This is a genomic window from Nocardiopsis xinjiangensis YIM 90004, from assembly GCF_000341145.1.
GTDB classification, from domain to species: domain Bacteria; phylum Actinomycetota; class Actinomycetes; order Streptosporangiales; family Streptosporangiaceae; genus Nocardiopsis; species Nocardiopsis xinjiangensis.
In genome coordinates this window covers 230,629-243,403 of the sequence record NZ_ANBE01000007.1, presented here as the reverse complement: position 1 = coordinate 243,403, position 12,775 = coordinate 230,629, and the positions used below count along the sequence as shown (strand labels likewise).

The window sequence follows — 12,775 nt, the reverse complement described above, 5'->3', positions numbered from 1 at the left end:
ATCCGGGCCGGCCCTGCACCCGGGTCGGCCCGCGCAGCTGTTCCTTCCCGCCGCAGCTGAACCCCGCAGCTTCCCGGGCGCAGGAACCGTGGGAACACCACCGATCGGCCGGGACGCCCCTCCACAAGGCCCTAGACTGAACTGTGCGGACGCGCCCCCGGGCCGCATCCGCTTGCGACGGCTGACCGCACGGCCGCTCCCTCGGGACCGGCCCCGATCCCATTCAGTGAGGCAGAAGCATGGCAAGAGCGATCGCGGTGCTCATCGGCTCCCCGGGCTCGGGCAAGTCCACCGTGGGTGAGGCCCTGGCCCGCCGACTCGGCGCGGACATGCTATGCACCGACACCGAGGTCGAGAAGCGTGCCGGCAAACCCGTCGGCGACATCTTCGTCGAGGACGGCGAGGCCCACTTCCGTGCCCTGGAACGCGAGGTCGTCGCCGAGGGTCTGCATTCCTGGGAAGGTGTGATCGCCGTCGGTGGCGGCGCGGTCCTGGACGAGGACACCCGCGCTGATCTGGACGCACACCACGTCGTCTACCTGCAGGTGGGGTTCGGCGAGGCCGCCAAGCGTGTGGGCATGGACGTGGCCCGGCCCCTGCTCACCGGGAACCCGCGCACCAAGCTCCGCCAACTGCTCAACGAACGCCTGCCGATCTACGAGGGCCTGGCTTCGGTCACGGTGGAGACCACCGGTTACCACCCCGAGGAGATCGTCGACGAGATCATGCCGACCCTCGACGACGCCGGGAAGGCCGAGAAGTGACCGTCACCCGTATCGGGGTCGGGGGGCCCGCCGAACGTTACGACGTCGTGGTCGGCACCGGGGTCCTCTCCGAACTCCCCGGCCTGGTGGGCAGCGCCGAGAAGGTCGCCCTCATCCACCCCGAAGCGCTGCGCGAGCTCGCCGGCCGCGTTGTCGGCGCCCTACGGGAAGCCGGCCACCACGTCTTCCCGATGCCCGTCCCCGACGGCGAGGCCGCCAAGACCGCGGACGTGGCCGCGGACCTGTGGTCGCGCCTGGGACAGAACAACTTCACCCGCAGCGACGTGGTCGTGGGCCTGGGAGGGGGAGCCGCCACCGACCTGGCCGGCTTCATCGCGGCCTCCTGGTTGCGCGGAGTGCGTTCGGTCCTGGTCCCCACCACCCTGCTCGGCATGGTCGACGCCGCCGTCGGGGGCAAGACCGGCATCAACACGTCCGAGGGCAAGAACCTGGTGGGCGCCTTCCACCCTCCAGCCGGTGTGCTCTGCGACCTCGAGACCCTGCGCACCCTGCCCCGGGCCGACTACATCGGCGGTCTCGCCGAGGTCGTCAAGGCCGGTTTCATCGACGACCCCGCCATCTGCGACCTCATCGAGGCCGATCCCGGGGGCGCCACCTCACCCGAGGGCCCCCACAGCCGCGAGCTCATCGAGCGTGCGATCCGGGTCAAGGCCGACGTGGTCTCCGGCGACCTGCGCGAGGGCGGACGGCGTGAGATCCTCAACTACGGGCACACGCTCGGCCACGCGATCGAACGTGCGGAGCAGTACACCTTCCGGCACGGATACGCCGTGTCCGTGGGTATGGTCTTCGTCGCCGAGCTGGCCCGCCTGGACGGGCGCATCGGCGAGGACCTCGTGCGCCGCCACCGCACGCTGCTGTCCTCGGTGGGCCTGCCCGTCGCCTACGACCGCGCCGCATGGCCCGACCTCTTGGCGGCCATGAGCGTTGACAAGAAGACCCGCGGCAACACCCTGCGTTTCGTGGTCCTGGACGGCCTCGCCGAGCCGGTGATCCTCAGCGGCCCCTCACCCGAGCAGCTCGGTGGGGCCTACCGAGCGATCACGGGCGGAGCCTGAACCCGGGAGACCACCGGGACCTTCCGACAGGCACCCTGCCCTGCCGCGCGACGGACGGCGCCCGAGTTCCCAGCAACCACTAGACTGGAACCGGGCGAGCTGCGCGGCGAGCAAGACCGTGCCTCGCTCCGCCGACCGATCCACCGGGCACCCGCCCGGTGCCCGATGTGTCCACACCCCTTGGAGAGACGACCGAAGTGGCCTCGACGAACGACATCAAGAACGGCACGACCCTGAAGCTCGACCACGGCGTTCTGTGGAACGTTCTGGAGTTCCAGCACGTCAAGCCGGGCAAGGGCGGCGCGTTCGTCCGTACCAAGCTGAAGAACGTCACGACCGGAAAGATCGTCGACAAGACCTTCAACGCCGGAGCGAAGATCGAGTTCGCCAACGTCGACCGCAGTGAGATGGAGTACCTCTACAACGACGGCGAATCCTTCGTCTTCATGGACACCTCCACCTACGACCAGATCCCGGTCCCGGATACGGTCGTCGGCGACTACAAGAACTTCCTCCTGGAGAACACCAAGGTCACCGTCGCCACCTACGAGGAGAACCCGCTCTACATCGAGCTTCCTCCGGCCGTCGAGCTCGAGATCATCGAGACCGCCCCGGGCGTGCAGGGCGACCGCTCCACCGGCGGCACCAAGCCCGCCACCGTGCAGACCGGTGCCACCATCCAGGTTCCGCTGTTCATCACCACCGGCGAATCCGTGAAGGTCGACACACGCACGGGCGACTACCTCGGGCGAGTCAACTGATGAGTGGAGCACGGCGCAAGGCCCGACGGCGCGCGGTCGAGGTCCTCTACGAGTCCGAGGTGCGGGCGATCTCGGTCGACGACGTCATCGCACGCCGCCGGGCCCAGCCCGAGCCGCCCATCAACGAGTTCACCGAGAGCCTGGCCCGCTCCATCGACGAGCGGCATGAGCGTATCGACGAGTTGCTCGACGCCTACGCCATCGGTTGGACCCTGGAGCGCATGCCCGTCGTGGACCGCAACATCCTGCGGATGGGCGCCTACGAGCTGCTGTGGGACGGGGGCATCCCGGACGGGGTGGCGATCGCCGAGGCGGTCGGTGTGGCGAAGGAACTCTCCACCGACGACTCGCCCAGCTTCATCAGCGGGCTCCTGTCGAGGCTCATGGAGAACAAGTCGACGCTCGCGCTCTGAACCGCCGACACCGTGCAGGAGCGAGCACAACTAGTGAGGGGACCCAGGTGACGGACAAGGCCGGCACGACCGCGGGCGGAACGACCGGTCCGGCCCGGGCGGCCAACGCGGCCCGGACCGTGGTGGTGTGGGAGGCCCTGCAGGAGCTGTTGTCCCACTTGGGTGAGGGCCCCCTGGAGATCGTCGACGCCGGCGGCGGCACCGGTGGCGCGGCCGTTCCCCTCGCCGAGCTCGGCCACCGGGTCACGGTCGTCGAACCCAGTCCGGATTCCCTGGCCGCGTTGGAGCGCCGTGCCGCCGAGAGCGGCGTGGTCGTTCGCGGTGTGCAGGGGGAGACCCGCGATCTGGGATCGCTCTTCGAGAAGAGCAGCGCCGACCTGGTTCTGGTGCACAACGTCCTGGAGTACGTGGACGACCCCGCGGCGGCGCTGCAGGACGTCGTCGGCATCACCCGCTCGGGCGGAGCCGTCAGTGTCCTGGCCACGAACGCGGTCGCGGGCGCACTGCACCGGGTCCTGGCTGGGCAGGTCACGGAGGCCCAGCACCTGCTCGAGGATCCCGAGGGCCGTTGGGGAGAGAACGACCCGATGCCGCGCCGTTTCACCCGTGGCCGGCTCCAGCAGCTGCTCACCGATTCCGGGCTGACCCCCACGAGCGTGCGCGGCGTGCGGGTGTTCGCCGATGTCCTGCCCGGGCAGGCCTGGGAGGGCGACGCCCAGACCGGCCAGAACCTGGTCGACCTGGAGCGTGCGGTGGCCCAGCATCCCGAGATGGTGGGCATCGCCACCCAGTTGCACGTCGTCGCCTCCAGTGGCTGAGGCCGGCACGGTCGGGCGTGGGACGACAGTGGAGCGCGGGCGGTCCCGTACCCGGGTGGGATCCCCGCGTCGACGGACGTAACCTGAATTCATGAGCCGACGTCAACTCGAGCGCGGTGCCGCGATGCGGGGCAGGGTCTCCGCCGAGGGCATCGTGCCGCTGGGCGCGGAATTCCCCCCGGACGGTTCAGGTCCGGACGCCGACTGCCACATCCTGCACATCGACATGGACGCGTTCTTCGCGAGCGTCGAACGCCTCCACAACCCCGAGGCCCGGGAGCGCCCCGTCATCGTCGGCGGGACCGGCCCGCGCGGGGTCGTCTCCTCCGCCGATTACCTGGCCCGGCGGCACGGCGTGCACTCGGCGATGCCGATGGTACGCGCGATGCGCCTGTGCCCGGAGGCGCTGGTCTTCCCGCCCGACGGGCCCGCCTACCGGGAGGCTTCCGAGGCGGTCATGGACATCCTCAGATCCGTCACACCGCTGGTGCAGCCGCTGTCGTCGGACGAGGCCTTCCTGGACGTCTCCGGGGCCCGACGGCGGCTGGGCGGACCGGTGCGCATCGCCGCGACGATCCGGGAGCGGGTACGCAAGGAACAGCGCCTGACCTGCTCGGTGGGCGTGGCCGCGACACGTTTCACCGCCAAGCTCGGCTCCACCCACTGCAAACCCGACGGTCTGCTGCTGGTGCCCACCGAACACGTGCACGGTTTCCTCGATCCGCTGCCCGTAGGGGCCCTGCCCGGGGTGGGAGACAAGACCGAGAAGGCCCTCACCCGGATCGGGGTGCGCACCGTGGGTGACCTGGCACGCGTCGAACCCGACCTGCTGCATCTGGAACTGGGGGACAAGGCCGGTACCCGCCTGGCCGAGCTCGCCCGCGGGGTGGACCGGAGCCCGGTGACACCCGAGAGCCCGGACAAGAGTGTGGGGGCCGAGGAGACCTTCGACCGCGACGTGTCCGACGTGGAGGAGATCCACCGCGAATTCCTGAGGCTCTCGGAGAAGGTGGCCCGCCGTATGCGTGCGGCGGCTCTGGTGGGGCGCACGGTGAGCGTGAAACTGCGTCGCGCGGACTTCACCACCATCAGCCGCTCCCGCACCCTGCAGGAGAGCACCGATGTGGCCCGGGAGATCAACACCGTGGCCCGGGAGCTCTACGACGCATCGGGAATGGAACGGACCCGGTTGCGTTTGATCGGAGTGAGGGTCGAAGGGGTGGAATCCGCCGAAGGGGCCCACCGCCAGCTGGCCCTCGGGGAGGAGGAAACGGGCTGGCGGGACGTCGAACGGGTGATGGACCGAGTGGCGGATCGGTTCGGTCCAGGGGCGATACAGTCGGCCGTGTTGGCCAAGCGGGACGAAAACGACGTATGATACGGCAACTTCCGGGCCTTCCCGAGCGTTCTCATGGTGGGACCGGTAAGGCGGGTAGAAGAGAGGCATGGCAGCCGGTGTTTGCGAGACAGGGCGCGGGTACCGTGACCGTGGTGGGTCAGGTACACACGCAGCTTTTCTTTCCACCATGCGCTAGCACATCGTATTCTGGGCATATCACCGAAGAAGAGACTGTTCATCAGTACCCGTCCCCCAGCGCGGGGACTGTCGTAGGGAGGCGCCGTGCCGCTCTCTGAACACGAGCAGCGCATGCTCGACCAGATCGAGCGGGCGCTGTATGCCGAGGATCCGAAGTTCGCGAACTCAGTTCGACACACGAATCCCGCGGTCCACTACAAGCGCCGGATCGTCAAGGCCGGGGTCGGCTTCGTCATCGGGGTCGTCCTGCTGCTGACCGGTCTGCTCCTGGGGGAGATCGTCCTGCAGGTCGGGGTCAGCGTTCTGGGGTTCGTCCTCATGCTGGCTTCCTTCCTCTACGGGGCCAGTGCCTGGCGCAGGGCCGCCGGCGGAGGCGGCGAGGCAGCCATGGTCGCCGAGGAGTCCGAGAGCAAACAGAAACGCAAGGGCGGCGGGGGCGGCCGTCCCGGGATGATGAACCGTTTCGAGGAACGGTGGCGTCGTCGCCAGGAAGGTGACGAGTAAGTAGTCCTCCGCGGTACCCGGCACGGCCCCGGACGCGGCTTCGCCTCCATACCCACAGCGCTTCTGGTGCCCCGTTCACCGTCGAGAGCCCCTGGTTCTCCCGGGTGAGCGGGGCACACTGCTGTCCGGTCCCTCGCGTGAGTCGTTCGGCTCGGGAGAGCTCCTCGAGGACGGCGCCCCGTGTGAGGCGGAGCTCAGGTGGCGGGGAGCGGCTCCGGACGCGGACGTTTCCAGGGCACGAGGGAACGCGGCAGGACCGCGGCCCGCAGACGCGTCGATCGGCCCGCGGAGGCCGCCAGGGCCGCGTGCACCGTGCGCAGGTCCTCCCGCGGCTTCCCGTCCGCGACCGGCTCGGGCGCATAGCGCGCCGACTCCTCGGCCAGCGCCAGACGCCACAGCGCCCCGCGCGCCTCGGCCGGCAGCTCCAGGCGTGCGGCCGTCGCGCGCGGGCTCTCCGACAGATCCCACGGCAGTCCGAGATCCACGCAGGTATCGCGCACCTCGCGCCAGGCCGCGTGTGCGGCCGGGCCCGGGGCACGGGCCAGGGCCGAGCGCCGGGCGGCGCGCACCCAGGCGCGCACCAGGGCAGGCAGCGCCAACAGCAGCAATGCCGTCAGAACACCGCCGGCGTGGACCAACCACGACAGATCCGGTCCGCCCGAGGAATCCGTCCTCGCGCCGCCCGCCTCGGTACCGAGGTCCTCGTCGGCCCCGGGCGGGGCGCTCTCCTCGTCCGGTCCCTGCGTCTCCTCCTCGGGGGCCTCGGAACCCTCCGGGGACGAGGGCGACTCGGAGGGGGAGGGCGACGGCGAACCGGAGTCCCCGTCCAGGCCCTCACCACCGGAGGGATCGGTGTGCTCGGGTGCGGAAGCCGAACCCTGGCCGCCTCCGGAGGACGGTGTGGGCTCGAACCGCACCCAACCCGAACCCTCGAAGTACAGCTCCGGCCACGCATGGGCGTCACCGGAGGTGACCACCCACCGGTCCCCGTGGGCGCGCTCACCCTGGGTGTAACCGACAGCCACCCGCGCGGGGATGCCCGCCTGGCGCGCCATGAGGGCCATGGCCCCGGCGAACTGTTCGCAGTAACCGATCCGGTCCTCGAACAGGAAATGGGTCAGCGGGTCGCTCCCCGCGGGTACCTCCGGCGGCCGCAGGTCGTAGGAGAAGTCGGCGAAATGGTCCTGGATCGCCACCGCCCGCTCGTACGCGGAACCGGTGTCCTCGGTGAGTGAGTCGGTCAGGTCCTGCACCGACGGGTCCACGTCCCGCGGCAGTTCGAGATGGTCCGTCGGCAGCGAGTGCGGGCTCCCGGCCTCCTCCAGATCCCCGGTGCCGGGGGCGCGCCGGTTGCTTTCCACCGTGAAGCTGAGCCCCGTGGGCGGGCGCCCGGTGGTGAAGACCGTGTGGCTGTCCTCGTCCACGTGCCACTGCCCGCTCACGTCCACCGATCGCGCCCAGTACGGCAACGGCAGGAACTCCTGGCGCGGTGCGGAGGAGCTGAACGACACCTGTGTGGTCGTGGTCCCGCCCGGGGCCTCGGTGTCCCACCCCGTGGGCAGGGGAAGGTCGTCGCCGGCCACGTTCTCGCCACTGGCATCGACCGGGTCCATGGTCCAATTCTCGCCGTCGAACCGGTTCAGGACGTAGGTACGCAGGTAGTCGGGGTTCTCGGCCTCCGTCTGGTAGGTCAGCACGGTGCTGTCGGAGTCGGAGTTCAGCTCCCGCCGCATCGACACCAGAGGGTGGGTCGTGCGCACCACGTTCTCACCGAACCCCGGATGGTTGCCGTCGGCCAGATCGTAGAAGGCGTCCGTGCGCAGCGAGGGCACGGCCGTCGGCAGCGTCACGGCCATGAGTACCGCCGCGGCTCCGGCCAACGCAGCGGTGCCTGCCCGGCGCATCCCGCCCAGGGCACGGTCCCCGGGGACGGGGGAGGGCACGGGGGCGCCCCATGCACGGCGGCGCATCCACGTCTCCACCGCCAGCAACGCCACGTAACCGGCCGCGCACCACAGGGCCTGCCACAGAGCCAGCCCGCCGGGATCCACGACCAGCGGTACGGCCATGAGGATCAGCAGGAGTCCGCCGACCATCCCCGCGCACCGCGCGGTGACCGCGAGGAAGTCCGCCACGATCAGGAACACCGCGAAGGTCAGGGCGATGACGAAGGTGACCCCCGAGTTCGCGCTCACGGGCACGACGCCGTCGTTGATGCTCGCCACACCCTGCTCGAAGACCTGCACCAGGTAACCCAGCGACGCTTCCGTGGGGATCACCCCCAGCGGCGCGGTGTGCGCGGCGAACAGGGGCGTCACCAGCAGGAGCACCACCAGCACCTGCAACAGCGGCACCGGTGCGGGGGTCCGGCCCGTCAGCCGGTACAGCGCAGAGGTCCCCGCGGCCGCCGCCATGAGCACGAGTCCGGGCACCCACCAGGTGCCACCGCTGACCAACGGCGCCAGCAGCGGTACCGCCAACGCCAGGCACACGAAGGTGGCCAGAGGCATCAGTGCTCTCACAGCGGGTCCTCCGGGAAGACACGCGGCGCGCCGGCGGCGAGGGGTTCCTCACCGGCCGAGTGCCACAGGTGGGGGAGTCGGTCGGGGTGGGACAGCCGCAGCACACGCCAGCCGCCCGAGGCCAGCACACGCTCGACACCGTGCATCGCCTCGGCGGAGGGCCAGGGCGCCCCGGTGCACAGGACCGCCACGCGCCGGGCCCCACTGCCGACACGGGCGAGCGCGTCGGCCTCGTCGGGACCGATCGCACCCAGCACGGCGGTGAACAGGCCGGGGGAGGGGCCGTGCCCCGTGGAAAGCGCAGAGATGCCCGCGTGCAGGCCGGTGCTCTGGGAGGTCTCGGCGACGGCGAGCCCGTCGAGCACACCGGGGACCCCGGACACGGGCAGGTGGCCGTCGGCTCCGTACAGGCTCAGGTCGTGACCGCGTTCGAGTGAACGCACCGCCACCGATGCCGCCGCGGTCACCGCGGTCTCCAGGGACGAGTCGGCCTGTTCGCCCCGGTGCGCGCCGGCCCGGGTGTCCAACAACAAGGCACTGTGCTCGTTCTGTTGCTGCTCGTCGCGGCGCACCATGAGTTCGCCGTGTTTGGCGGTGGAACGCCAGTGCACCCGCCGCAGTTCGTCGCCGTACCGGTACTCGCGCGGAACCGGGTCCTGTTCCCCGCTCCCGCTCGCCGTCCGCATCGGGGTGTGTTCGCCCTGCGGCCCGCTCCGCACCTCCGCCGGGGCCAGGGGCAGGACGCGCGGGGTGACCAGCAAGGAGACGGGTGCGTCCACCTCACGGGTGACACGTACGCACCCCAGCGGGTCACCGATGATCACCCGCAGCGGTCCGATCGGGTAGCGGCCACGCACCTGCGGGCGCACCAGATAGCTCACCTCGCGCACCGAACGCGCACCCAGATGGCCCACGTCGAAACGGGGCTCCTTACCCAGCAGAGCCGGCACCGTGTCGGCCAACGCCACCGACGGCACCGGCCACAGGGACGAGGAGTTGCCGACCCGCACCATGACCCGCGCGGCCCGGCCGGCGTGCACCCGCGCCGGGTGGACCAGACGGCTGTGCACCACACGCGCTCCCGCACCCAGCAGGGCCAGGGCGGACAACGGCGGCACGGAGATCAGGAACACACCGACGGCCACGAGCTCGAACTGCTCGACGACCAGGCCCGCCACGAGGGCGGCCGGGCCGAAGACCAGCATGCAGACGCCTCGTGCAGTGAGGGTTCGTTGCTGACGCATGGACCCTCTCTCGGGGGTGGTCGGGCGGTGCGGCGCATCGGCGCCGGTGGCTATCGGGGGCCGGGGACCGGCAGGCGCGCCACGATGCGGGACACGATCTGTTCCGGGGTCAGGCGTTCCATCCGAGCCTCGGGTCCGGGCAGCAGGCGGTGGGCCAGTACCGGGACGGCCAGGGCCTGCACGTCGTCGGGCACCACGTAATGGCGGCCGTCGAGGGCGGCGTGGGCGCGTGCTGCGCGCACCAGATGCAGGGTGGCGCGGGGTGAGGCGCCCAGATGCAGTTCGGGGGCGGTGCGAGTGGCGTTGATCAGGTCCACGACGTAGCGGCGCATTCCGGGGGCCACGTGCACCTCGCACACCCGGTCGGCGAGGGCGCGGAGCTGGGCCGCGCTGGTCACCGGGGCCAGCGCGTCCAGCGGCGAACCGGCGCTGTGGGAATCGATCATGTCGAGCTCGTCCTGAGGCGCCGGGTACCCGACCGAGACACGGGCCATGAACCGGTCCCGCTGCGCCTCGGGCAGGGCGTAGGTGCCCTCCATGTCGCCCGGGTTCTGCGTGGCCACGACCATGAAGGGCCGCTCCAACGGGCGGGTCCGGCCGTCCGCGCTGACCTGCCGCTCCTCCATGCACTCCAGGAGGGCCGACTGGGTCTTGGGCGAGGCGCGGTTGATCTCGTCGCCGAGCACGATGTTGGCGAAGACCGGGCCCGGGTTGAACTCGAACTCGTGGCGGTCCTGGTGGTAGATGCTCACCCCGGTGATGTCGCTGGGCAGCAGGTCGGGGGTGAACTGCACCCGCTGCACCGAGCAGTCCACCGCGCGGCCCAGGGCCTTGGCGAGCATCGTCTTGCCCACGCCCGGCACGTCCTCGATGAGCAGGTGCCCCTCGGCCAGCAGCACGGTCAGGGTGACGCGCAGGACCTCGGGTTTGCCCTCGATGACCGTCTCGATGGCTCCGCGGATGCGTTCGGCCACGGTGACGACTTCGCGGACCTCACTGTGGACGCCACCCCCTTGGCCGTCGTGTTGTGTGCCGAGTGACACGAGACCCCTCCCGCTCCCTGTGGCTCCGCATGGCGGGTAACCGGTTCTTCACGAACCGAGGCTAGGCCGGATCCGGTCGTTTGCAAACCACGATTGCCGGAATTGGCCGCTGTTGTGGCCCGGGAAGGACAAAGGCGAACGAAGGGGTTCGGCATGCCCCCGTGGGTGCTCCTGTACTCCGATGTCCGTCGTATGCGTGTGCATCCGCACGCCCGGCCGGGCGCTCCCTGGCATGGCACCGCTTTGACCTGCGGAAATGCTGAATCGGTCGGGCTGTACGTGCGAGAATAACTGTTGACCGTGGAGCGGAGTGGAGTAAGGTGGAGCAACGTGGGGGAGGAGGTTCCCCACATACAGGGACGAGGAGGTGAGTGCGTGTTTCTCGGCACTCATACGCCTCGTCTCGACCCGAAGGGGCGCCTGTTCCTTCCGGCGAAGTACCGCGACGAACTGTCCGGGGGCCTGGTGATCACCAAGGGCCAGGAGCACTGCCTCTACGTCTTTCCCGTCGCGGAGTTCGCCCGCCTGACCGAAGCCCTGCGCGAGGCTCCGGTCACCGACAAGGCGGTGCGCGACTACAGCAGGATCCTCTTCGCCAGTGCCTCGGACGAGTCGTGCGACAAGCAGGGGCGGGTCACCGTCCCGCCCCAGCTCCGCGCCTACGCGGGACTGGAACGCGACTGCGTGGTCATCGGGGCCAACACACGCCTGGAGATCTGGTCCTCCCAGGCCTGGGCCGACTACGAGGCCGAACAGGAGCCGGTCTTCGCCCGTCTGTCGGAGGAGGTGCTGCCCGGGGCGCTGTGAGGCCGGCGGGACCCACCCACCGAACGCACGGCCCCAACGTCGACTCCCTTGCAAGCCGAGGCCGGCCGGGCCTCGCCGAGCACGGCACACACGAGCTGGCGCGACTTCCCCGGTGCCAGGTCGTGGGCGCCTGACCACCGAAAAGGTGGACAATGGCGGCCGTGATCGGTGGGCTCGGCCGGGTTCGGTCGGGCCGCGCGAACACATCGGCCGCGCCGTCCCGGACGGACGCGGCCACCGACGGTGAAGACGGCACGAAGCGTGGAGGAACACCACCGCATGGGGGAGACCCGGCAGCACGACCGTCCCGACGGGGACGACTCGCGAAACGCCCACACAGGCAGCAACACACAGAGCTCTGATCTCGCCGACCGCGTCCGCGCGGCCAGGGAAGGGCTCGATCCCCTCCACGTGCCGGTCATGCTCGACCGCATCGTCGAACTGCTCGCCCCCGCCCTCACCGAACCGGGAGCCGTCCTCGTCGACGGCACCCTCGGACTGGGCGGGCACGCCGAGGCACTGCTCAAGGCCTGTCCCGAGATGCGCCTGGTCGGGGTGGACCGCGACACCAGCGCCCTGGAACGCAGCGCCGAACGCCTGGCGCCCTACGCCGACCGCACCCACTTCGTGCACGCGGTCTACTCAGACATCACCGATGCCCTGGACGAGGCGGGGATCACCGAAGCCCAGGCCGTCCTGCTCGACCTGGGGGTGTCCTCGCCGCAGCTGGACGAGACCGACCGCGGTTTCGCCTACGCACACGAGGCCCCGCTCGACATGCGTATGGACCGCACCCAGACACTGACCGCCGCCGACGTGGTCAACACCTACCCGGTCGCCGACCTCACCAGGGTCCTGCGCGTGCACGGTGAGGAGCGTTTCGCCTCCCGCATCGCCCGCGCCATCGAACGCCGCCGCGCCCAGGGGCACCTGGACTCCACCAGTGAACTCGCCGACCTGGTCCGCGAGGCGATCCCGGCCGCGACCCGGCGCACCGGCGGGCACCCCGCCAAGCGCACCTTCCAGGGTCTGCGCATCGAGGTCAACGCCGAGCTGTCCATNCCCTGGAGGACCGCATGAGCAAACGCGCCCTGGCCGCCCTGGCCAAGGACACCCCCCCCGCCGACCTGCCCGTACTCCTCCCGGACCGGCAACCCGAGATCCGCCTCCTGACCCGGGGAGCGGAACTCCCAACGGACGAAGAGAACGAACAGAATCCGCGCGCCCGTTCGGCTCGGCTCAGGGCCGCCGAACGTGTGCGGGAGCCGTCGCGGTGACAGGGA

General features: G+C 70.5%; 11 protein-coding genes and 1 pseudogene. 9 read left to right on the top strand and 3 right to left on the bottom strand.

Translation table 11 applies throughout. The annotated features are described in order from the left end of the window. Positions 1-257 precede the first annotated feature (257 nt). The 7 genes from D473_RS0105365 (at position 258) to D473_RS0105335 (ending at position 5,876) form a co-directional block, all read left to right on the top strand. Positions 258-764, top strand: a complete 507-nt coding sequence (locus D473_RS0105365) for a shikimate kinase (RefSeq protein ID WP_026126622.1) — start codon at positions 258-260, stop codon at positions 762-764. After that, positions 761-1,843: a 3-dehydroquinate synthase gene (aroB, locus tag D473_RS0105360; RefSeq protein WP_017608057.1), complete on the top strand. Its 1,083-nt coding sequence runs from the start codon at positions 761-763 to the stop codon at positions 1,841-1,843. The genes D473_RS0105365 and aroB overlap by 4 nt, the downstream gene beginning before the upstream one ends. A gap of 197 nt (positions 1,844-2,040) precedes the next feature. Continuing rightward, positions 2,041-2,604 (top strand): elongation factor P, encoded by a 564-nt coding sequence (gene efp, locus D473_RS0105355; RefSeq protein WP_017608056.1) that lies wholly within the window; start codon positions 2,041-2,043, stop codon positions 2,602-2,604. Next, a complete protein-coding gene (gene nusB, locus D473_RS0105350) occupies positions 2,604-3,017 on the top strand; it encodes a transcription antitermination factor NusB (protein ID WP_017608055.1) in 414 nt (137 codons plus the stop codon). Before efp ends, nusB begins: the two co-directional genes overlap by 1 nt. A 47-nt stretch (positions 3,018-3,064) precedes the next feature. Beyond that, positions 3,065-3,835, top strand: a complete 771-nt coding sequence (locus D473_RS0105345; RefSeq protein WP_017608054.1) for a methyltransferase domain-containing protein — start codon at positions 3,065-3,067, stop codon at positions 3,833-3,835. A 124-nt stretch (positions 3,836-3,959) separates the two neighbouring features. Then, a complete protein-coding gene (dinB, locus tag D473_RS0105340) occupies positions 3,960-5,213 on the top strand; it encodes a DNA polymerase IV (RefSeq protein ID WP_017608053.1) in 1,254 nt (417 codons plus the stop codon). A 243-nt stretch (positions 5,214-5,456) separates the two neighbouring features. Further along, entirely contained in the window at positions 5,457-5,876 is a 420-nt protein-coding gene (locus D473_RS0105335) for a DUF3040 domain-containing protein (RefSeq protein WP_026126621.1), read from the top strand. Between the two features lie 194 nt (positions 5,877-6,070). Here the strand turns inward: D473_RS0105335 and D473_RS0105330 are convergent, their stop codons facing one another. The 3 genes from D473_RS0105330 to D473_RS0105320 form a co-directional block, all read right to left on the bottom strand. Further along, a complete protein-coding gene (locus D473_RS0105330) occupies positions 6,071-8,386 on the bottom strand; it encodes a transglutaminase TgpA family protein (protein WP_017608051.1) in 2,316 nt (771 codons plus the stop codon). A gap of 8 nt (positions 8,387-8,394) precedes the next feature. Further along, positions 8,395-9,603, bottom strand: coding sequence for a DUF58 domain-containing protein (locus D473_RS24240; RefSeq protein ID WP_017608050.1), 1,209 nt, complete (start codon positions 9,601-9,603; stop codon positions 8,395-8,397). An 89-nt stretch (positions 9,604-9,692) separates the two neighbouring features. Then, on the bottom strand, positions 9,693-10,685 hold the full coding sequence (locus D473_RS0105320) for an AAA family ATPase (RefSeq protein WP_017608049.1): 993 nt from the start codon (positions 10,683-10,685) through the stop codon (positions 9,693-9,695). A 375-nt stretch (positions 10,686-11,060) separates the two neighbouring features. Between D473_RS0105320 and mraZ the strand changes: the two genes are divergently transcribed. Both mraZ and rsmH read left to right on the top strand, forming a co-directional pair. Beyond that, positions 11,061-11,492, top strand: a complete 432-nt coding sequence (gene mraZ, locus D473_RS0105315; RefSeq protein WP_017608048.1) for a division/cell wall cluster transcriptional repressor MraZ — start codon at positions 11,061-11,063, stop codon at positions 11,490-11,492. Positions 11,493-11,771: 279 nt separating this feature from the next. Then, positions 11,772-12,769: pseudogene (rsmH, locus tag D473_RS25515) on the top strand (16S rRNA (cytosine(1402)-N(4))-methyltransferase RsmH). Positions 12,770-12,775: the final 6 nt, after the last annotated feature.

Excerpts from the sequence above, each read along its gene's own strand:
- D473_RS24240 (WP_017608050.1), bottom strand. The coding sequence starts at position 9,603 with ATGCTGGTCTTCGGCCCGGCCGCCCTCGTGGCGGGCCTGGTCGTCGAG.
- dinB (WP_017608053.1), top strand. The coding sequence starts at position 3,960 with ATGCGGGGCAGGGTCTCCGCCGAGGGCATCGTGCCGCTGGGCGCGGAA.
- D473_RS0105330 (WP_017608051.1), bottom strand. The coding sequence starts at position 8,386 with ATGCCTCTGGCCACCTTCGTGTGCCTGGCGTTGGCGGTACCGCTGCTG.
- nusB (WP_017608055.1), top strand. The coding sequence starts at position 2,604 with ATGAGTGGAGCACGGCGCAAGGCCCGACGGCGCGCGGTCGAGGTCCTC.